We start from the raw sequence: 20,690 nt of genomic DNA, 5'->3' as shown, positions 1-20,690 counted from the left end.
GTGGCTGGGATCTTGCGCGCTAGAGCGATTTGACCCGAGCCGTCAATTCAGGCGGCACCAGTGCCAGGAGCTGATCGGCCAGATGCTGGAAATGCCCCAGCAGTTGGGACTGCTGCCACCAGGGGTCGGCGGTCAGTGGCGTCAGGGCCGCCAGAAAAACCGCGAGCGCCACAATAACGGCACCGCGCGCAGCGCCAAACACCAGCCCCAACAGCCGGTCAGTGCCGGACAGGCCGGTTTTCTCGACCAGCAAAGTGAGGATGTAGGCAAAAATGGCTCCAAGGAAGAGCACCCCAATCACCAGCAGCAGCACCGCGAGCCCCAGGCGCAGCGAGGGAGTGGATACCCAGGGCGTCAGCATCTCAGAGACCGGTAGGTAGAAAGTCCAGGCCACAAAGATGGCCACACCCCAGATGGCCAGGGAGACGACTTCTTTAATGAGCCCGCGCACCAGGCCAATAATGGCCGACAGCACAATGATGCCGATAATGGCGTAGTCGACCCAGATCATTTGCACTTACCTCTGCCTGTGGCCTTTGCGTCGAGTAGCATGGTGTATACTTAGCGGTATTTTTGAACCAAGGGCGTGCCGCCCGTTTCCGCGCCAATGGCGGTCGCCATCTTATCGGCACGGGCGCGGTCTGATTCAGGCCCCACCCGAACGCGGTAAAAGGTGGCGCCGTTGATCTGGGCCTGCTCGACAAAGGCAGAGTAGCCCTTGCTCCGCAACTTGTCGCGCAGGCCTGTAGCCGCATCCGCTACGCTCAGACTGGCCACCTGCACGACCCAGGATGTGACGCCTGCCGGGACTGCCGGGGGCTTCTCAATGGGTTTGGCGACAGGTGCCGGTTGCGACGATGGCGTTGTGCCTGAGACCCGGGGGGCGGGTTTCTCGGGCGGCGGTGCTTGTTGCGTGGGCGCAGGAGCAATGGGTTTGATGGGTTGGCGTTCAACCTCGACCGGGGGCGGCCGTACTGCGCCAGGACGCAGATCACGCGCGTCTGAGTGCGCTTGTGGTATGCGTTCGGCTGGGGGTTGCGTTTGAACCGGCGCTTCGGGCTCAGGCAGCGGGCGATTAAACTCATTCGCAGCAGGCTCGACCGATGAATCAAAGCGCGAGTCGAACGCGGGTGGATTCGGGATCACGATCGGCTCGCCAAGCTGGTCGTCGTCTTTGCGATCAACCAGCATGGGAACAAAAATAACCATCAGGGCGACCAGCACCGCAGCACCGACTAGCCGACGTTTGGCGTTTTCATCCATCGCGTGACTCTGCCTCCTGTGTGCTTTGCCAATTCATGCCGCGCATTATACAGGAGCCTTGCTTGCGATAGCGGCTGAAGCGGCCGCAGGCCCGCAATAATGCACGGCGGCTTCCACCGTCATGAAAGAGCCCGTCACCAGGATCAGATCATCACCCGATGCGCAGGTCTCTGCCAGCTGAAAGGCTTCGCTCAGATCATCGCACATCATGGGGTCGGTCCCAGTTGCCGCGATCACCTTTGCCGCCAGTGTCTCCACCGGCATGGCGCGTTTTCCGGGCGGCTCGGCCAGGTACCAGAAATCCACCACGGGCGCCAGAATAGCAGCGATGGCCTCGGCCTCTTTGTCTTCAAACACGGCGAAGACCAGATGGACATGCCCCGCGATCTCAAGCTCGCGAAGATTCTCTGCCAGCACGCGCGCGGCGTCCTGATTATGGGCGACATCAAAAATCCAGCTGAGTGCGCCCGGGATGCGCTGAAAGCGCCCTGGCAGTCTGGCCGCGCTCAGCCCGGCACGCAGGTGAGCATCCCCCATCGGCCAGGCTACTCGCTGCTCCAGCGCAAGCAGACGGAGCGCACAGAGCGCAGCGGATGCATTGTCGAGCTGCACCTGCCCTGTCAGCGCCGGCAGCGGCAAATTCAACAGTTCTGCCCCATCGACGTGTCGCCAGTGCCATGTCTGCTGCTCGCCCTCAGTGCCCGCCAGTTCCCAATCGAACTCCCACCCGAGTTGGTGGACCTGGGCAGCGATGGCCTCGGCCTGCCCGCGCAGACGCGGTGGCGGCTCGCGACTGCCGATGATGGCCGGACGGCCGGGGCGGAAAATGCCCGCTTTCTCAAAAGCGATTTGATTTGGGTCCTCGCCCAGCCAGGCCATGTGGTCGCGGCCAATGCTGGTGACGATGGCGATGTCGGCATCGAGCAGATTGACCGCATCGAGCCGCCCGCCAAGCCCGACCTCCAACAAGATCAGCTCAACCTGAGCGCGGCTGAACAACTCAAGCGCAGCTAAGGTGCCAAACTCAAAATACGTCAGCGAAATCTCCCCGCGCGCCTGGTCGATGCGATCAAAGGCCTGGCACAGTGCCTGGTCGGTGGCTTCCTCGCCGTCAATACGCACCCGCTCGTTGTAGCGCAGCAGATGGGGGGAGGTATAAAGGCCGGTTCTGAGGCCTGCGGCGCGGCTGCAAGCGTCGATGTAAGTGACAGTGGAGCCCTTGCCGTTGGTGCCGCCGACGGTAATCACTGGTCCATGCAGTGCCGGCGGGCCAAGTGCTTGCCACACGGACTGCAAGCGTTCCAGACGCAGATCAATGCGCTTGGGATGCAGCCCCTCCTGCCAGGCGAGCCATTCAGTCAGGGTGTTCCAGCGCATGGGCAGCGACCGGCTTGGGCTCCAAGGCTTGGGCGCGTCGCGCTCAGGGTCGCGGACGGCGCATCAGCATGGCAATCATACTGCCGATGCGGTCGCGGTGTTCGCGGCGATCAATAATGGCATCGAGCGCGCCATGTTCGAGCAGAAACTCGCTCTGCTGGAAGCCCTCGGGCAATGTCTCCCGCACGGTTTGTTCGATCACCCGCGGGCCAGCGAAGCCGATCAGCGCCCGTGGCTCGGCCAGGTTGATGTCGCCGAGCATGGCCAGACTGGCCGAAACTCCGCCCATGGTCGGATCGGTCATCACCGAGACAAAGGGCAATTTGCGCTCGCGCAAGCGCCCGAGTGCGGCACTGGTCTTGGCCATCTGAAACAGCGAGAAGAGCGACTCCTGCATGCGCGCCCCGCCGCTAGCGGAAAAGCATACTAGGGCGGCATTGTCTTCAATCGCAGCCTCGACCCCGCGCACGAAGCGCTCCCCGACCACCGACCCCATGGAGCCGCCCATAAAGCGGAACTCAAACGCCGCCGTCACGCAGGCCATGCGCTTGAGTCGACCGCGCATCACCACCATGGCTTCTTTCTCGCTGGTCTGCTTTTGCGCCTGGGACAGGCGGTCGCGGTATTTTTTCAGGTCCTTGAACTTGAGCGGATCGGTGGATTCGAGATCTTCACCGATTTCCTCGCGCGCGTCGGGATCCAGAAAGACGTCGATGCGCCGCCGGGCACTGATGCGATTGTGATGCCCGCACTTGGGGCAGACCTCGAGATTGCGCTCAAGCTCGGCACGGTAGAGCACGGCACTGCAACCGGGGCACTTGGCCCAAAGCCCCTCGGGCACCGTGCGCTTATTGCTTGCCTCGATTTTAATCCGGCTAGGGACCAGTTTTTCGAACCAGCTCACGCTTGTATCCTGTTGGTCATGTTTTGTTTTTGCGTTAAAAATGTTTCGGACCCGGGTCCGTCTGATTCGCTCGGCGAATCAATTCGCTTCTTATGTTCATAGTCCCGACTGCCCCGGATAACGAATCCCCGTGATTCACAGTAAAAGCTGACCACCAGGGCATTTCTCCTCGGAAATCACCTCAGGCTTTGTCGATGGCCTGGCGCAGACTGTCAACGAAGTCTCCCACGGCGTCAGGGATCTCGGCGGGCCGTTCGACCAGGGCCTCGATCCTGCCGACAATGGCGCTGCCAACGATGACGGCATCGGCAATGCCAGCGACCTTCGCGGCTGTTGCAGCATCCTTGATACCGAAGCCGACGCCCACTGGCAAGTCGATGCGGGAGCGAATCAGGGCCAGTTTATCAGTCACCGCGTCCAGGTCGAGATTTCCGGCGCCCGTCACACCCTTGACCGAGACATAGTAGACGAATCCCGAGGCAATCGCTCCGATTCGCTCGATTCGCCCGGCGTCCGAGGTGGGTGCAAGCAAATAAACCAGATCCAGCCCCTGGGATTTGAGCGCATCGACCAGATCATGGCCCTCTTCTGGCGGCACATCGACGATGAGTACGCCATCAACCCCGGCATCTGCCGCTTGGGCGGCAAAGTCGGCATAACCCATCACCTCGATGGGATTCAAATAGCCCATGAGCACCACCGGGGTGTCCTGGTCTTCTGCCCGGAAGGTGCGCACCAGCTCCAGCAGCCCGCCCAAACTCATGCCCTGGGCCAGGGCGCGCTCGGTGGCGCGCTGGATGACTGGCCCGTCGGCAATGGGGTCGGAAAACGGCACGCCCAGTTCGATCAGATCGGCGCCACTGGCGACCAGCCGATGCATCAGCGGCACTGTCATGTCCGCTGTCGGATCGCCGCCGGTGATGAAGGGGATCAGCGCCGTGCGGCCCTGTTCGCGACAGGCGGCAAAACGGGCCGCGATTCGATTGGCTGGGCGACTGACTGGGCGATCAACTGCCTGGGTCATAGCGAAATCCCGTCGAGCTGAGCGACTGTGTGCATGTCCTTGTCTCCGCGGCCGGAGAGATTGACCACGATGCTTTGATCCTTGCGCATGCGCGGGGCCAGTTCAGCGGTATGGGCCAGCGCATGGCTGGTCTCGAGCGCCGGGATGATGCCCTCGGTGCGGGTCAGGTCATGAAAGGCGGCCAGCGCCTGGGAGTCGGTGACGGCGGAGTAATGCGCGCGCCCGCTGTCTTTCAACCAGGCATGCTCGGGGCCGACGCCTGGGTAGTCGAGCCCGGCCGAGATGGAATGGGTCTCGCGAATCTGGCCGTTGTCGTCTTCCATCAGATAGGTGCGGTTACCGTGCAGCACACCGGAGCGCCCGGCGCACAGGGGCGCGGCATGGCGACCGGTGGTCAGGCCATCGCCACCCGCCTCGACGCCATGTAATTGAACCTCGGCATCCTCGATGAAGGGATAAAAGAGCCCCATGGCGTTGGAACCGCCGCCGACACAGGCGACCAGCGCATCGGGCAGGCGGCCGGTGCGCTCAAGCATCTGCGCACGCGTCTCGCGGCCAATCACGGCTTGGAAGTCGCGCACCATGGCCGGATAAGGGTGCGGGCCGGCGACTGTACCGATGATGTAAAAGGTGTCATCGACATTGGTCACCCAGTCGCGCATAGCCTCATTGAGGGCGTCTTTGAGCGTGCGTGAGCCGGATTTGACCGACACCACCTCGGCACCGAGCAGGCGCATGCGATAGACATTGGCCTCCTGGCGGGCGACATCGACCTCGCCCATATAGACAATGCACTCCAGCCCCAGGCGCGCGGCCACTGTGGCGGTGGCCACGCCATGCTGACCGGCGCCGGTCTCGGCAATGATACGGGTCTTGCCCATGCGTCGCGCGAGCAGCGCCTGGCCGACCGTGTTGTTCACCTTGTGCGCGCCTGTGTGGTTGAGGTCCTCACGCTTGAGAAAAATTTGCGCCCCGCCGAGTCTCCGTGACCAGCGCTCGGCCAGATAGAGCGCCGAGGGCCGCCCGACATAGTCGCGCAGATCGGCATCGAGCTCGGCTAGAAAGTCCGGGTCGCGCAGATAGCGTTCGTAGGCTGCGCGAAGTTCCTCGAGCGGATGCATCAGGGTTTCTGGCACATAGATGCCACCATAAATGCCGAAATGCCCCTGCGCATCCGGCAGCGCATAGGCGCCAGCGGGCATTTGGGGGCTATTGGTCGGGCTGTTGGCCTCAGCGAGACTGGTCGCCATTCGCTACCTCTTGCATGAATGCTGAAATTTTTTCACTGTCTTTAAGGCCCTTGCCCTGCTCAATGCCGCCGCTGACATCCACCGCGTGGGGCCGCACTTGGGAGATGGCGGCGGCGACATTGTCAGCTGACAAGCCGCCGGCCAGAATGCTGCGCCGTGCCAGCCATTCTGGCACCAATTCCCAATCGAAACAGCGCCCGGTGCCGCCAGCGCGCTTAGGGTCGTAGGTGTCGAGCAGCAGCGAGGCGGCACCCTGGTAATCTTTCGCGGCCTGCGCCAGATCAAGGCCCTCACGCACCGCAATGGCTTTGATCCAGGGACGCTCGAACGCCTGGCAGAGCTCTGGCGGCTCAGTTCCATGAAACTGCAAAGCGCCCAGCGGAACCTGGGCGAGCACCGCGCGCACCAGGCTCGGCTCGGCATTGACGAAGAGCCCGACCAGGGTCACGAACGCCGGCACTGCAGCGGCAAGCGCGCGCGCCTGTTCGACAGTCACCGCACGCGGGCTTTTGTCATAAAAGACCAGGCCGATGGCGTCGGCGCCATGGGTGACTGCCGCCTCTATGTCCTGGACGCGCGTTAGTCCGCATAGTTTGACTCTGGTTCGCATCATCCTAGGCGTCCTGAGTGCCCTTTTGTTTGGGGGTCTGATCGGTGTTGGTCAACCGCCTGATTGCGCAACCGGCTGCGAGCAGCCAAACGCGCTATTGTAATCAAAGGCAGGCGCAGCGGAGAAGCCTAACCAGAGGACTCAAATTTCGGTGAATCAAACCAACGCATTCTCCGGGGCGGTCGGGACCATGAGCGTTAGGAGCGATGCGCCGCTTGCGCTTGGCAGCTGGTAATGCTCGGGATAATCGACCGCGCTCAAGTAGAGCCCTTGCGGTGGTGCCGTGACACCGCCGCGCGTGCGATCCCGCTCAGCCAGGAGCTGCTCTGTCCACTCGACTGGCGCATCTCCGCGACCAATTGCCATCAGCACCCCGGCGATATTGCGCACCATGTGGTGCAGAAAGCCGTCGGCCCCCACGGCGAGTTCAATCAAATCCCCTTGGCGGCTGAGTTCCAGATAATACAGGGTGCGCACCGGGCTTTTGGCCTGACAGCCCAGGGCGCGAAAGCTTGAGAAGTCGTGGGTGCCGACCAGCGCCCTGCCCGCCTCGCGCATCGGCTCAAGGTCAAGCGGCCGGTGCGTCCAAACCGCCCGTCGGGCTAGCAAGGCCGGCCGCGTTGGGCGATTGAGAATCAAGTAGCGGTAATGGCGCTCGCGGGCGCTGAAGCGGGCATGAAAGTCCGCCGGCATGGCGCGCGCCCAGCGTATGGCAATCTCGGGCGGCAGGTTGGCGTTAATGCCGAGCACCCAAGAGCGCTCGGTACGCGACGCTTGGGTGTCAAAATGGACCACCTGCGCGAGGGCATGGACCCCGGCATCGGTGCGCCCGGCACAGTGCAGCACCACCGGATGGTCGGCCACTCGGCTGGCAGCGGCCTGCACCTCTTGCTGCACCGTGGGTGCGTGATGCTGCATCTGCCAACCGCTGAAGCAGCTCCCGTCGTACTCAATACCAAGCGCGATGCGGTAGCTTTGGGCCTCGGTGTCGCCCATTCAGCCATCGAGCTTCTTGAGCAGCCCCTGCGCCTCGGTCCGCTGCTCGTCGTTACCCTCGCGAATCACCTCTTCGAGAATGGCGCGCGCGGCTTCGGTGTCTTCCATTTCAACGTAGGCGAAGGCCAGGTCCATTTTGGTGGCGACCTCGTCCCACATGGCCGAATCCATGCGCCACTGCGACGACAGAACATCGCTGGCGCCGCTGTCTGGCGCCATTAAGGACTCATCACCAAACATGGGGGAGTCATCACTGGAAGACTCGCGCAGGCTTGGCTCATCGGCAGTGGATCCGCCAGCCGATGCCGAAGCAGTGGTGCCCGTATCCTCCGGCGGAGTCGCCGACGCTTGCGGCGCTGCGCTGTCGGGGACAGCGGAGTGCAACGAGTCCAGATCATCCAACCCGATGTCGAGATCCGGAATATCCGATGATGGCATTTGCCCGGGCGCGGCGGAAGATGGAACCATCTGAGTGTGAAAACCCGCTTCGGATGACAGATCCAGATCCTCGCTGGTTTCCGCCTCAGGCGTCGCGGCAGCTTTAGGCTGTTGCTCTGCCGCAACGGATTCCGTGCCAGAAAGAAACTTTTCGATATCGGCGGCCAGATCGCCGCCAGATGCGGGCGACTCAGCGGGTAGGTCCAGAATCTGCAACTCATTGTCATCGGCTGGGCTTGTCCCGGCGGCGGGCTCGTCCGCTGGCGACAGATCCAGATCGGGTAGACCATCGAGCGCACTCTCGACCTCTCCCGCCGTGTCAGTCGGTGGCTCGAGTATCTCAGGCATCTCGCCGCCAAGCTCGTTGGCTACCAGTTCCTCGAATGGGTCAACACCTCGGCTGGCCTTGGCCGCTTCGGTCGCACGCTCGAGCGGGGTCAAGGTCTCGGAGGCTGGCGCATTGGCATTAAATTCCGGCAGGTCCAGCGAAGGCAGATCATTGCTTTCGGCCGCATCGTCTCCAGGCGCAACTCCCTCCTCGGGGAGAGTGAGATCCTCGTCCTGCTCGAACCCATCCAGATCGGCAAAGGGGTTATTGTCCGACCCATAGGGATCCAGGCCAGCGTCTCCGAGTTGCTGATCGAGATCCTGTAGTGGAAGCGAGACGTCGGCATCCGGACCACCCGGCACGATCTCCACCTGATCCAGGCGAGCCTGGCGTTCCGGTGATGCCCCCCCGGTCGGTGCTGTCTTGTTGCCGCCAGCTACCTCAGGGAAGGCAAGCTGCAGATCCTCTTCGCTGAGATCATTGAAATTCAGCCGGAACGAATCGAGTTCCGGTGGGCCATTGGGATCCGCCGTCTCGGGCGCAGGCATGGGTTCCGGTGTGGGCTCGGGGGCTGCTGCTGGTGGCTGAGCAGATGCCTGTTTGGATGCCTGTTTGGATTCGGGCACCGGCGCCGGCTGGGCTGGAGTCGCGGCTGCTGCCGCTGCCGTCGCGGCAGCCCCCGCAGAGCCGACCATTGCCAGGATGCGCTCCCAAATTTGCGGATGACGCTCGGGAACGCCGCGCGCGACCATCCGTTGCTGTAGCTTGGCAAAGTCGTCGGCATTACCACCGCTGGCATAGGCCTCGGCGAGTTTGAGCTGCAACGCCTCGGAATCAGGCAGCTTTCCAAGCGCAGTCATCAAGGCAGCCTGAGCGTCGCGGTGGCGGCCATAGGAGATGTAGCTGTCGGCCTTGTCGAGTGCTTTCTTTTCGGCCTCGCTGAGCGCGCCTGAGTCGACTGACATGCTCAGGGGTGGCTCGGCTGCGACCGGTTGCTCACGGGGTGTCGGGGCGGGCGGTTCAGCCGCTTCCGGCTCAGCTACAGAGGCCTGCGATGGAGGTTCTGCGGCAGCCACTGGCGGGGGCTCGGAAACTACCGGTGGAGCTTCAGCAGCCGGAGCCGGTGTTGGTGCTGGCTCCGGTATAGGCTTCGGTGCCGGTTCAGGTGTTGGAGCCGGCGCGGCAGCAGGCGCTTTCGCGGTTTTGATTGGTTCCGGAATTGGTTGTTGGATTGGTTCCGGGGTCGGTTTGGAAACCGGTTTCGGAATCGGTGTCGGGGCAGGGATCGACGCGACTGGCGCGGGCGCCTCGGGTCGTGAGGCTTCGGCAACCGGCGTTTCAATCGTTGGAGCTGGCTGTTCCTGATTAGATGCAGGATCAGACTCTGGATCAGATTCAGGCGCCACGGGCGCGTTCTCGGCAGGCGATGCCGAGGGCTGCGCCGGCTCGGAAACGGCCAACTGTTCGATCTCGGACGAGTCGACCTCGATCTCCTCCAACTCATCCCCTTCACTCGCTTGCGGCTCAACCTCCATTTCGGCTTTCGCCTGCGTCTTGCCACGCCCGGAGACCAGCTTGACGCCAGCAAAAGCCAGCAAGGTCACCAACAGGGCGCCACCTGCTCCGGCCAGTGACCAGAGCAACACGGAATTCATACCTTGGGAGGATGCTTGCGACTCGGGTGGTGTCCCAGTAGCCTGTTCTTCAAGCATGGTGCCAAGCTTGCTGAGCTGCGCCTCAAGCTCATTAATGCGCTGCTGCATGGCAGCTTCTTCGGGATTTTGAGGCGGGCTTTGCGTGGCGTCGGTCGGGGTTCCATCAGCTGGAACGGTCGCTGGCTGGGCATCAGCGTCCGCGATCAATTCGGTTGCGCCGGCATCTTCGCCCTGTGGCTCAGCCTCATCCGGGGCGAGCGCGTCCTGGTTCGAGCTATCCGCAATCGCGGACTCAGCTTGAGCTGATTCTGTCTCCTTGGGCGCTATATCCCCAGTCGCATCAGCATCTGTGGAATCCTGGGTGTCTGCCTGGGCGAGCGCTTGCGGCGTTTCAGCAGGTTCCGCCCCATCGGTGCTCGCTTCACCAGCGGGCGCGGTTTGGGATGCGACTGGAGATTCACCTGGGACTTCAGGCTCGGAATCCGCTGCGGATTCGCCTGTCGCCATTGTCTCGGGAGCTTGGGATGCGGTGCGAGCGTCGGCTTCCTCAGAAGATGCTTCATCAGAAGGCGTCGTGGCTTCGGCATCCGGAGAAGCTGCCGCTAGGTCGGTTGACCCGGTCTGCTCTTCTGGAGCCTGATCTTCTGGTGTGGTTTCTTCTGGCGTGGTTTCTTCTGGCTCGGAGTCCTCGGTGGCCGATGCCTGCTCCGTGCCCTCAGCGGTGGTCTCAGTGCTGGCATCAGCAGATGCCTCGGACTGTTGATCCGCCTCCTGATTGGCTTCTTCAGCCGCTAAACCGGAAGAATCAGGTTTTTTTTTTACCTGTTCGGCTGTGGCAAACTCTGCGGTCGAAGCGCTAGCAAGTTGCTCGGCGGCAGCCTCGGCGAGAGGCTGATTCGCTACTGACTGGCCATTCAGGGCGGCACTGTACTGGCGAGTCGCCTCGTCCGGGGGCAGCGCATAGAGTTCGGCGGCCGAGGGAATGACCAGCTTGGAGCCGGTAATCAGTTTGTTGACACTGCCACCGCCAAAGGCTTTGGAATTACTACGATAAAGCGCCATGGCCGTCTGCTGCACGGTGGCGCCTTCAGGAGCAATTGAACTGGCGACGCGCCAGAGTCCAACGCCAGCTGCCACCGGGCCATAGCGGATGGGAAATTCGCCCGTGTCCGCATCTGCGGCATTGGCTGCCGGGGCCTGATTGGCAGATGTCGGAGTGGCAGATTCGGGTACTGCGTTGTCTGGGGCTTCAGCAACCGGCTCCGCTGCCGAATCGACCGAGGCTTGCTCATCGGGTGCGCTGGCATCTTGTGCCATTGCCTCCCCAGCAGGCTCTTGGGCGGCATCGACAGGCTCCGTGCCAGTTTCGGCTGCGGTGTCGGTTCCAGCATCAGCTTCGGCCACATCCCCTTGCGCATCGGGCTGTTCAGATAGGGGTTCCTCAGCCTCGGTCGCGGCCATCATGCTGGGGCCTTGCCCCGGCTCGAATGTTTCCTCGCTGATTACCTGCCCCTCGATGATCGCCTCTGGCGGCTCAGCGCCAGCGCGAGGTGGGTCGAGAAGAATGGTGTATTCCTTGACGATACGCCCCTCTGCCCAGACCACTTCAATCAAGAAGTCCATGAAGGGCTCGCGGATGGGGTTGCGGCTCGATACCACAATGACAGGATCGCCAGCAGCGTTAAGCCCAGGCTTGAAGTCGAGCTGCGTCAAAAAGAAGGGGCGCGGAACCGAGGCTTTGTCGAACTCATCGGGACTGGCGAGTTTCGCCTGGATGCTATCGAGTTCGTCCACCTTAGCGTCGTAAAGCTGGATTTCACCTTGGAAAGGTTGATTGAGTGCGGACCTTGATACCAGGGCACCCAACCCAAGCGCCCAGGAGGTCGCTGAAGCGAACACCAGAGACAGAGCAAGTAAGACTGATGCGAAGCGAGACATCCTCTCTCCTAGCCGACTATGTTGCGACAATGATGCGAACGCATGAACACCCGCGCGCTGATCGCCTTTGAACAAGACAGCGAACAAAACAGCGGAAAGCACGGGATAACCTCAATTTATTTCTCTATAAAGTAACAGATAATCGGCATTTGTGTGATACCAATGCGCGAAATTCCATCGATTATTGCTCGAGCAACAACTTTAGCATGCGCCGTAACGGCTCGGCCGCACCCCAGAGAAGCTGATCGCCCACAGTGAAGGCGCCGAAGTATTCAGGGCCCATGGTGAGCGGATGCAGCCGTCCGATGGGAACATCCAGGGTGCCACTGACCATGGCTGGCGACAGGCCGGCAATGGTCGCCTCGCGTTCGTTTGGAATCAGACGTACCCAAGAGTTGGCGCTGGCAACGATACCGGCAAGTTCATCCTCGGGCATGGCCTGCTTTAGCTTAATGGTCAAACCCTGGCTGTGGCAACGCATGGCGCCAACTCGCACGCACAAGCCATCGACGGGGATGTGCTGGCTTTCATTGCGACCGAGAATCTTATTCGTTTCCACCCCGGCCTTCCATTCCTCGCGACTTTGTCCGCCTGGCATGGCTTTGTCAATCCAGGGGATCAGGCTACCAGCAAGGGGGACGGTGAAGAGTGCGTCAGGAAAAGACGGCGTGCGCATGCAGTCGGTCACGGCGCGATCAATATCCAGAATGGCACTTTCGGGATTGTCGAGCTGACTGGCCACGGATGCATGCAGGGCGCCCATTTGGATGAGCAGCTCGCGCATGTGGCGGGCGCCCGCTCCGGATGCGGCCTGGTAGGTCATGGCGCTGACCCAGTCGACCAGGTCGCGGCGCAGCAACTCGCCGATCGCCATGAGCATGAGGCTAACGGTGCAGTTGCCGCCGATGAAATCGCGCCGTCCGGCGTGCAGGGCGTCCTGGATCAGCGCGCGATTGACTGGATCGAGCACAATGGTGCTCTCAGGCTTCATGCGCAGGCTGGAGGCGGCGTCGATCCAATACCCCTTCCAGCCACGCTGGCGCAGCGGGCTGTAAACCGCACCCGTGAAATCGCCGCCCTGACAGGTGACGATGGCATCCATCGCCGTGAGTGCGTCAAGGTCATTCGCATCGCGCAGTGGCTCGGCCCCAATGCCAACATCCGGGCCGGGCTCACCCTGCTGAGAGGTGGAGAAAAACACCGGCTCCGCGATGTGCGCAAAGTCGCCCTCCGCGCGCATTCGCTCCATGAGTACCGAGCCGACCATGCCGCGCCAGCCAACGAAACCTACCCTATTAATGCGATCCATCCGACCCCCTAGTCTGTCTATTTCGCCCTATTCTATACCAGTCGCAAAGGCGTTTTGGCGTGACCAACGCGAACCTTAGCGCGATGGTGCAATCTGCACCTCGCCGGCATCCGTCCAGGCGCGCTGTTGCGGTCGGTACATATCATCCACCCGCGCCTGTGGATGGTCAAAGCGTCCGGGCGAGACCGCGCGCACGGCGTAGGCCAGGCGGAAATGCTCGGGGTCGCTGCCATCACGGGTGACCGCAGCCAACATGCGATCAGCCAGGAAAGCCTGGTAACTGGGCTGCGTCAGGGGCTCGGGCCCTTGTTGCAGACCGGGCAGCCCACTCAGATCACCGGCGGCAAGCAGATGCGGGTTGTCAATCTCGAAACCAGCCGGCAGCGGGTCTTCGACCATCAGACGCGCGGCACCGCGCCGATCGGCGGTGATGTCGAGCACCGCGATCAGGCGCGCACCTTGGGTGACCTCGCGCGCATCCACCGGCGCGCCGAATAGATCATAGTAGTGGCGACTGATGCGATAGCCTTGTCCGCCGGCGGGTGGCGGGGTACGCGGCTGACCGGTGATGGTGACAATGGCGGTTTGCGCTTGCTCGCCGGTATTGGCGATCACCAAGGGCTCGGTGGCCAGGTCAACAGCATCATAGCGTCCGCTCCAAGGGCCTGCGTGGGGCTGGCCGTCGATCTCGAGCTCGGGGGCCGCGGCACCGGTCATCTGTGCCCGCGCGGCCAGCACCAGCCAGACTTGCTCCTGGGTGCTCAGATTTTGGCTCAGACCGCCGCCCTCGGTTTTGGTCGTAGCCTGCGCGTTCACCTCCTGCGCCAGTTCAGCCAGCGGCAGGGCATCCGGCAGAAGTTCAGCCGTGAGCGCGAGCAGGGCCGCGCCATCGCGCAGATGGGAGCCGAAGTCTGATCGCCAGCCGGCATCTTCCAGGTCGGCCCTCTGCTGTTGCCAGAGTTGGTAGGCAGATTCAAACGCCTGACGGGCACGCGGTTGCGCGCCCTGGAGCGCCAGCGCCGCGCCGACTTGGGCGCGCGCCATGGGCGTGGCGAAGGCATCGAGCTTGGTCTCAAAGTAATAGCGAATATCGCCAAGCGAGATGCGTCCATTGCGCGCCAACACATAGAGGGCGTAGGCGATACCCTGGCCGCCGTCGTCAAAGTCTGAGCTGTAGGCGATTTGGTTTTTCAGGTTATCGAGTGCCAGGGAAAAGGCAGTCTCGGGTGTGTCATAGCCCTGCTCGGTCGCGCGCGTCAGGAAGTCGGTCACATAGGCGTCCAGCCAGAGTTCCTGCTCTTGGTCGACGCCGTCATGCGGCGACCAGAGGCCGAAGCCGCCGTCGCTCGCCTGCTTGCCGATCAACTCGCGAATGGCCTGAGCGATCCGTTCCCTCAGTTTTTCATCGCTGCCCTGCCCCGGTTCCCGCGCCGGTTCAACAATGGAGCCGAGCGCCAGGCTATCGACATAGAGCAGCGGCAACGCGCGACTGGTGAGTTGCTCTGAACAGCCGTAGGGATAGCGATCAAGCGCTTGCAGCAGACCCACCACATCAAGCCCGCCGGCACCTGTGACCGAGACCTGCCAGGACTCGGACCCGGCTACCAGGGCATGCTGCGCGGCTTCGCCTAGCAGTCCGGCGCCGAGTTCCAGACCGGGGCCACGCGGGGCAATCTCACGCTGCTCGCTAAACTGCACCGGCGGGGTCAGATCCCGCACCTGGAGCCGCAAGGTTTTGGTTAGCCTTTTGCCATCTGGGGTGGTGAGCACCAGATCGAGCTGACCATTGCCGGAGGCTAGCGCCTTGAGGGGAAATTCCGCTCGCGCGCGGCCTTCGGGCGCAAGCTCGAACTCGGCCGCTGCGGGTCCATTCAGCGCCAGCGTCACCCCGTCGCTGGCAAGCTCCAGGCGCACCCGCCCCGAAGGCCCCTCGACATGGGTCAGATCGACCAGTAGCCGTGAGCTGTCGTCAGGCGCGAGGAAGCGCGGCAACGAGGCGCTGAGCACGATGGGATCGCGAATCAGAGTGTCGCTGGCAGCATGACCGACGCCATCAGCGCTCCAGGCCATGGCCATGATGCGCGCGCGACCGTTGAAGTCGGGCAGATCAAAACTCACCTGGGCGCGCCCTTCTGCATCAGCCGCCAGCACGCCGGAGTAGAAGGCGAGCAAGGCCTCGCTCGGCGGCGGGCCGTCGACGCGCATCAAGGCCGCGCTGTCGCCACCGGTGCGCAGCCGACCCGGTTCGCCCTGCATGGGGTCGATCAGGCGCCCGTAAAGATCCCGAATCTCGAACGCCAGGCTGCGCTGGCCGAAGTACCAGTTATCCGGCGCCGGGGTTTTGAAATCGGTCAGATTCAAAATGCCCTCATCGACGGCGGCAAGCGTCAGATTGGCCGGCTCTCCGGCAGGCAGATTGGCAATCTGGAGTGTGATCGGCAGCGGACCCCGCGGCTCCACTTGTTTGGGCACATCCAGCGCCAGGTCGAGTCGCCTCGGGCCAGGATCAACACCCGCCCATTGCAGCCCGAGGGCACGCTGGGGCATGCGTTTGGCCGCGACATCAAGCGGACGATAGAGCGCGGCCGTGAGATAAGCGCCGCTGCCCCAGTCGGCGGTGACTGGGAGTTCAATCTCGGCGCCCTGCTCCGAGACCTGCACCGGGTGCATGCTGACAATGCCCTGGTTGATCACCATGACCAGTGCCAGGCCCGGGAAGCGCGGTTCCAGATGCACTCGCGCCGTCTCGCCGAGGCGGTATTGGGCCTTGTCTAACACCAATTTGACGGCATCCGGGGTGTCGTAGGCTTTGGGCGAGACATACCAGCCGGCGTGGAAAGCAAGACTGACTGGCACCAAAGCGCCCGCCCTGCCCTTCACCTCCAGCTCATAGGCGCCCCAGTCAACCGGCATTTCCAATTTGGCTGGGTTCGGGGCGCTGAGGTCCAGGGCGCCGCTGGCGACGCGGCGTCGCTCTTTGATGGGCTCGAAGCGCCAGTCGCCATCGCGCTGATACCACTGGAATGAGGTCGTGACCCGCGACAGCGTCCAGGCCAGATTGGTCGCCGCCATGGGCTGGCCATCGGCATCCAGCGCGATGAGTTCAAATTCGGCCTTGTCGCCTTCCGGCAGCGCGCCATCAAAGAGTGGCTTGACGCCCAGACGCGCGCGACTGTCAACCAGTGGCAGTTTCAGCTCGCGCTCGACCGGTCGACCGCTGGCCTCGATGACCCGCACACTGATGTCGGCGCGCAGCGGCTGGCTGGCCGAGATCGCGTCGGGCAGTTCGACCGCCAGCTCAGCGCGACCCTCGGCGTCAGTCTCGGTACCATCGAAGAGCTCGAGTTCGGGCGTAAAATCCTCGTCCGCCAGCCCGAAGCGATAGCCGGGAAATGCCGCCAGAGCGTCGCTCGCAATGACCCGCGCCTGGCCTTCGACGCGCAGATTGGCGGCTGGCGCGCCGTAGAGATAGCGCGCGTCCAGCTGCAGCGAGGGCGGATTGAGTGGATCGATCTGCTTGACCTGGGTGTCGAGATCGAATTCCAAGCGCTCGGGCTCGAAGTCCTCGACCATAAAGGAGGTGCGCGCCAGCGCGGGCTCTTTTGGATCGAGATGCACCGCCGTCTGCCAAGTGCCGCGCATGGCATCCGGCAACAAGGCAAGCTCCAATGCATGGGCGCCGAGCCCCTGGTCCGGGACCGGTTGCCGCAAGAATTCAACCCCATCGGGACGCTTGACGATGAAGGTGAGTGGCAGATCGGGAATCGCGCGTGATTGGGGGTCGCGCGCCAGGGCTGTGAGCGCGACCTGCTCGCCGGGGCGATAAACACCGCGCTCGGTGGTGAGAAAGACATCAATCGGCCCAGGTGCTGGACGGCCCGCCACGCCCCGGTCGGTCAGATCGAAGGGGCTGGAGCTGAGATCCAGAAAGCCATAGTCACCGACCGGGCTCTCGGCCGTCAGCAAGGCGGCGCGATTCCCTCCGGTGCCGCGCAGCAGGCCGGGGTCGAAACGCGCATGGCCGCGTGCGTCGGTGCGCGCCTCGCCCAGTACTTGTTGATTCACCGCCAGCAGGCGCAGGCGCACATCGGCCAGCGGCTCGGCGGTGGCCAGCGAGCGCACCAGTGCATGCAAGCCATCGTCACCGGAGAGCGCCGTGAGGCCCAGATCAGAGATCAAAAACCACTGGGTGGCGAAGCTGTAATCCTGATCCAGGCGCTCGCGCGAGCGCGCGGTCAGCACATAGATGCCGGGTGTCAGCCCGGTCTCGTCAATCAACTCAGCCAGTGGCAGGGTGGAGGTAATGTCCTTGTTGAGTTCATTGCTGACATCGAACTCGCCTTTCCAGAGTTCCTCGCCGGAGCGCTCTGCCAGCTCGTTCGCGCTGTCTTCGTTGAGGGTTTCAAACAGGTTTTCTTCCGCTGCGAAGGCACCAAGGGCGCGATCACCAATGCGATAAAGCTGGCCCTGGATCACATCGGTATTGACCGAAACAATCGGCAGACTGGCCCCACCGCCACTCGGCAACACATAGGCACGACCGGGAAAATGCACCGAGGGCCGACGGTCGCGCACGTAGACTTCCAGCTCCACCGTCTTTGAGAGCTTCTCCCCATCGTGCGCCGGCAGCCCGGCGCGCAGGCCGATGCGATAGCGCTCGCCATGACGCACGCCGTCGATGCAGATGGCACGCTCCTCAGGCTCGATGGCGAGATCAGCGTGATCGAGCGTGACATAGTCCGACAGGGGCGCGCCATGCTCTTCCCCATCCAGGGCCAGCACATCGGAAAATTGCACGCAGATGCGCGGGTCGCTAGCATCCGAGGAAACCTCATGGCCGGTGATGCGAAAGCCGTGCTTGGCGATGAGCTTATCCAGATGCTCGCGATAATTCGCGTTGTCCGCCACTGCCAGAGACGCGCGCCAAGCGCGGATGGCAGCGCGCCAGTCCGAGCGTAACTCCAGTGCCTGCCCAAGGGAGGCCAGGGCATGTGAGGCTCCGGCTTGGGTGTTGGCGCTCAGATAGGCATTAATGGCGGCAGCGCTGGCCTCGCGCTGCATTTGCCGGCGTTCGTTCCAGTTATCGGGCCGATAGGCCACGGCCGCGCGCGACAGGCCAAACCAGGCCGCATAGCGATCAGCCCCGCCCAGTTGCAGCGCCTGGGTGCAGAGTTTGACGGCCTGTTGGGGGTTTTTGTTCTCGCGCGCAGCCTCGGCCTGTTGCAGCAGCGTTGCCGGCGGAGGCTTGTTGGCGTCTGCCGGGTTGGATTGCAGGCGGGCGCGCTGTTTTGCAGCCTCGTCAAGAAAGGACGTCGGCAGAAAAGCCAGTGCGTCAGTCGTTGGTGGCCAGGCAGTATTTGCGGCCGCCGCAGCTGGAAGCGGTGCGGCGGGCAGCAGCAGTTGGATCACAATCAGCGGCAGCCAGGCGGCTGTGGCCAGGTGGCGAAATCCGGCGGATGTCAACATGAGGGCGAATCTCCGTAACTGGCCTGATAGGGCAATAGCTTGATCGCGGTGTTGTTTTTCGGGAGGTTCCCTCTCCCAAGTGGCCTCTCCAAGACCGAGCCAGGTCGGCTCAATCCACCCGCAGAAATTCGGCCCGGTAGTGCTTGAGTTCGGTGATGGACTCGCGGATATCGGCCAGGGCCTGGTGCCGATTGTCCTTTTTGAAGCCGTCCACCACCGCCGGCGCCCAGCGTTGGGCGAGAATCTTGAGCGTGCTGACATCGAGATTGCGATAATGAAAAAATGCCTCGAGCCGCGGCATGAAGCGAGCGAGAAAACGGCGATCCTGACAAATACTGTTGCCGCACAGCGGCGATTTGCCGGCCTGGCAGTGACGTTGCAAAAAGCGCAACATCTCCTGCTCAGCCTCGGCCTCGTCGGACTCGCTAAAGCGCACCCGCTCGATTAAGCCAGACTCACCATGGTGCTCGCGGTTCCAGTCATCCATGGCCGCGAGGACTTCTTCGGACTGACGGATGGCAATGCAGGGCCCCTCGGCTACCACTTTAAGTTGACTGTCGGTGATAATCACCGCCATCTCCAGGATGCGATCCGTAAAAGGATCGAGCCCGGTCATTTCCAGATCCATCCAGATCAGGTTATCTTCGCTTGCCGCCATGATATGTCAGGTTCCGTCAAATCGCGCGTTTGGGTCAGGCAACCCAGGTTCTGCCCCTTGCGCGTATTGAACCACAGGAGACCGCTAAATGAAGACTCAACTCACGCATTGCTCGTTGTTGCCGAAGTCATTTCCGATTCTGACCAAAGCCCTGTTCGCATCCGCCCTGCTGCTCCCAATCGCAGCCTTGGCCGCAGCCGATGCCGCCTCGGAGCCTGCCACAGAGCCGACAGCCCAGGCGCAAAGGCTGATCGAATCCAATTGCACCAAATGCCATGGCAGTGAGGTCTACACACGCAATGACCGGCGCATCGAATCTCTGGACGGGCTTGAGACCCAGGTGCAGCGCTGCGCAAACTCGCTTGAGCTGCAATGGTTTGATGAGGAGGTCATGTCCGTTACCCATCGTTTGAATTCGCAATATTACCACTTCAAGCCCTGAGCGCATCCGCAAGTCAAGATGCCACGGCGACGCCTCTCTGAGCAACAACTGAAGCGCGTCAGGGCGATTCAGGAACGGCGCCGTCAGCGCGATGACATTCGCCGCGAGCAAGACCTGGCTGATCCCGCAGATCAGGCCCTTCAGACCGGACTGCCTCAGACGGGACTTGTCGTCGCGCGTCATGGCGCCAATCTGGCAGTGGAAAACGACCATGGACAGGTTTTCCACTGCGTCAGCCGTCGCCACATCGGCGACCCGGTCTGCGGGGATCGCGTCAGCTGGACACCCACGGATGCGGGAATGGGCCTTGTCACCGCGCTCGAGCCACGGCAGAGCCTGCTGAGCCGTCCGGATGGCACCGGGCGAAACAAACCCCTGGCAGCGAATCTGACCCAGGTCGCCATTGTCGTCGCCCCCGAGCCACCACCGGCGGGCGATCTGATCGATCAATATCTCATCACCGCCGAGCACATTGGAGTTCGGGCGCTGCTCCTGTGCAACAAGTCGGATTTACTGGCCGATGCGCCAGCACAACTGCTGCTGGAGCGCCTGTCGCTGTATCGCCGCATCGGCTACCCACTGCTCCAGGTCAGCGCCCGCGACCCCGGCGGCCTGGAGCCCCTGCGCGAGGTCTTGCGCGGGGAACTCAGCATGCTGGTCGGTCAGTCCGGGGTCGGCAAATCCTCTATCACCCAAGCCTTGTTGCCCGATCAGGAGGTGCGAATCGGACAGTTGTCACAGGCAACCGGTCGCGGCCGCCATACCACCTCGACCGCCAGCTGTTATCGCCTGCCGGACGGCGGACACCTGATCGACTCCCCCGGTGTGCGCAGCTTTCGGCTGCCACCGCTTAGCCAGACGGCCCTAGAACAGGGATTTCGCGAGTTCCGCCCCCATCTCGGCCAATGTCGATTTGCCGATTGCCATCACGGCGTCGAGCCCGACTGCGCCATTCGCGCCGCTATCGAGTCGGGGGAGATCACAAGCGAGCGCTGGGAAGCCTTTCAACGCCTGATCCACAGGCTTTAGTCG

General features: G+C 62.7%; 14 protein-coding genes. 2 read left to right on the top strand and 12 right to left on the bottom strand.

What is annotated here, in order from left to right; translation table 11 throughout:
• Window positions 1–19: 19 nt before the first annotated feature.
• The 12 genes from Thiofri_RS11760 to orn form a co-directional block, all read right to left on the bottom strand.
• Window positions 20–511: a CvpA family protein gene (locus Thiofri_RS11760; RefSeq protein WP_009151671.1), complete on the bottom strand. Its 492-nt coding sequence runs from the start codon at window positions 509–511 to the stop codon at window positions 20–22.
• A 50-nt stretch (window positions 512–561) separates the two neighbouring features.
• A complete protein-coding gene (locus tag Thiofri_RS11755) occupies window positions 562–1,263 on the bottom strand; it encodes an SPOR domain-containing protein (RefSeq protein WP_009151672.1) in 702 nt (233 codons plus the stop codon).
• A 45-nt stretch (window positions 1,264–1,308) separates the two neighbouring features.
• Window positions 1,309–2,640, bottom strand: coding sequence for a bifunctional tetrahydrofolate synthase/dihydrofolate synthase (folC, locus tag Thiofri_RS11750; RefSeq protein WP_009151673.1), 1,332 nt, complete (start codon window positions 2,638–2,640; stop codon window positions 1,309–1,311).
• 43 nt (window positions 2,641–2,683) lie between these two features.
• Window positions 2,684–3,544 carry an acetyl-CoA carboxylase, carboxyltransferase subunit beta gene (accD, locus tag Thiofri_RS11745; protein ID WP_009151674.1) on the bottom strand — a complete coding sequence of 287 codons (861 nt, stop codon included), beginning with the start codon at window positions 3,542–3,544 and terminating at the stop codon, window positions 2,684–2,686.
• Window positions 3,545–3,725: 181 nt separating this feature from the next.
• The gene (gene trpA, locus Thiofri_RS11740) at window positions 3,726–4,568 is read right to left on the bottom strand and encodes a tryptophan synthase subunit alpha (RefSeq protein WP_009151675.1); all 843 of its coding nucleotides are present in this window, start codon (window positions 4,566–4,568) and stop codon (window positions 3,726–3,728) included.
• Window positions 4,565–5,770 carry a tryptophan synthase subunit beta gene (gene trpB, locus Thiofri_RS11735; RefSeq protein ID WP_040858709.1) on the bottom strand — a complete coding sequence of 402 codons (1,206 nt, stop codon included), beginning with the start codon at window positions 5,768–5,770 and terminating at the stop codon, window positions 4,565–4,567. The genes trpA and trpB overlap by 4 nt, the downstream gene beginning before the upstream one ends.
• 28 nt (window positions 5,771–5,798) lie before the next feature.
• Window positions 5,799–6,428 carry a phosphoribosylanthranilate isomerase gene (locus Thiofri_RS11730; RefSeq protein ID WP_040858711.1) on the bottom strand — a complete coding sequence of 210 codons (630 nt, stop codon included), beginning with the start codon at window positions 6,426–6,428 and terminating at the stop codon, window positions 5,799–5,801.
• Window positions 6,429–6,584: 156 nt separating this feature from the next.
• Window positions 6,585–7,424, bottom strand: coding sequence for a tRNA pseudouridine(38-40) synthase TruA (gene truA / locus Thiofri_RS11725; protein ID WP_009151678.1), 840 nt, complete (start codon window positions 7,422–7,424; stop codon window positions 6,585–6,587).
• Complete coding sequence (locus Thiofri_RS11720; protein ID WP_009151679.1) at window positions 7,425–11,783, bottom strand: FimV/HubP family polar landmark protein; 4,359 nt, start codon at window positions 11,781–11,783, stop codon at window positions 7,425–7,427.
• A 181-nt stretch (window positions 11,784–11,964) separates the two neighbouring features.
• The gene (asd, locus tag Thiofri_RS11715) at window positions 11,965–13,083 is read right to left on the bottom strand and encodes an aspartate-semialdehyde dehydrogenase (protein ID WP_040858715.1); all 1,119 of its coding nucleotides are present in this window, start codon (window positions 13,081–13,083) and stop codon (window positions 11,965–11,967) included.
• Window positions 13,084–13,167: 84 nt separating this feature from the next.
• Window positions 13,168–18,558, bottom strand: a complete 5,391-nt coding sequence (locus tag Thiofri_RS11710) for an alpha-2-macroglobulin family protein (protein WP_009151681.1) — start codon at window positions 18,556–18,558, stop codon at window positions 13,168–13,170.
• A 109-nt stretch (window positions 18,559–18,667) separates the two neighbouring features.
• The gene (gene orn, locus Thiofri_RS11705) at window positions 18,668–19,216 is read right to left on the bottom strand and encodes an oligoribonuclease (protein WP_009151682.1); all 549 of its coding nucleotides are present in this window, start codon (window positions 19,214–19,216) and stop codon (window positions 18,668–18,670) included.
• Between the two features lie 88 nt (window positions 19,217–19,304).
• On the opposite strand from orn, the gene Thiofri_RS11700 reads away from it, so the two are divergent.
• Together Thiofri_RS11700 and rsgA are read left to right on the top strand one after the other, a co-directional pair.
• Window positions 19,305–19,658, top strand: a complete 354-nt coding sequence (locus tag Thiofri_RS11700; protein ID WP_009151683.1) for a hypothetical protein — start codon at window positions 19,305–19,307, stop codon at window positions 19,656–19,658.
• A gap of 18 nt (window positions 19,659–19,676) precedes the next feature.
• Window positions 19,677–20,687 (top strand): ribosome small subunit-dependent GTPase A, encoded by a 1,011-nt coding sequence (rsgA, locus tag Thiofri_RS11695; RefSeq protein WP_009151684.1) that lies wholly within the window; start codon window positions 19,677–19,679, stop codon window positions 20,685–20,687.
• Window positions 20,688–20,690 lie beyond the last annotated feature (3 nt).

This window comes from Thiorhodovibrio frisius, assembly GCF_033954835.1.
In the GTDB taxonomy this organism is placed as follows: domain Bacteria; phylum Pseudomonadota; class Gammaproteobacteria; order Chromatiales; family Chromatiaceae; genus Thiorhodovibrio; species Thiorhodovibrio frisius.
This window is presented reverse-complemented; position numbering and strand designations above follow the sequence as displayed.

Bases quoted from the DNA above. Each gene is read 5' to 3' on its own strand.
- Thiofri_RS11760 (WP_009151671.1), bottom strand. From the start codon at position 511: ATGATCTGGGTCGACTACGCCATTATCGGCATCATTGTGCTGTCGGCC.
- Thiofri_RS11755 (WP_009151672.1), bottom strand. From the start codon at position 1,263: ATGGATGAAAACGCCAAACGTCGGCTAGTCGGTGCTGCGGTGCTGGTC.
- folC (WP_009151673.1), bottom strand. From the start codon at position 2,640: ATGCGCTGGAACACCCTGACTGAATGGCTCGCCTGGCAGGAGGGGCTG.
- trpA (WP_009151675.1), bottom strand. From the start codon at position 4,568: ATGACCCAGGCAGTTGATCGCCCAGTCAGTCGCCCAGCCAATCGAATC.
- trpB (WP_040858709.1), bottom strand. From the start codon at position 5,770: ATGCCCGCTGGCGCCTATGCGCTGCCGGATGCGCAGGGGCATTTCGGC.
- Thiofri_RS11730 (WP_040858711.1), bottom strand. From the start codon at position 6,428: ATGCGAACCAGAGTCAAACTATGCGGACTAACGCGCGTCCAGGACATA.
- truA (WP_009151678.1), bottom strand. From the start codon at position 7,424: ATGGGCGACACCGAGGCCCAAAGCTACCGCATCGCGCTTGGTATTGAG.
- Thiofri_RS11720 (WP_009151679.1), bottom strand. From the start codon at position 11,783: ATGTCTCGCTTCGCATCAGTCTTACTTGCTCTGTCTCTGGTGTTCGCT.
- Thiofri_RS11710 (WP_009151681.1), bottom strand. From the start codon at position 18,558: ATGTTGACATCCGCCGGATTTCGCCACCTGGCCACAGCCGCCTGGCTG.
- orn (WP_009151682.1), bottom strand. From the start codon at position 19,216: ATGGCGGCAAGCGAAGATAACCTGATCTGGATGGATCTGGAAATGACC.
- Thiofri_RS11700 (WP_009151683.1), top strand. From the start codon at position 19,305: ATGAAGACTCAACTCACGCATTGCTCGTTGTTGCCGAAGTCATTTCCG.
- rsgA (WP_009151684.1), top strand. From the start codon at position 19,677: ATGCCACGGCGACGCCTCTCTGAGCAACAACTGAAGCGCGTCAGGGCG.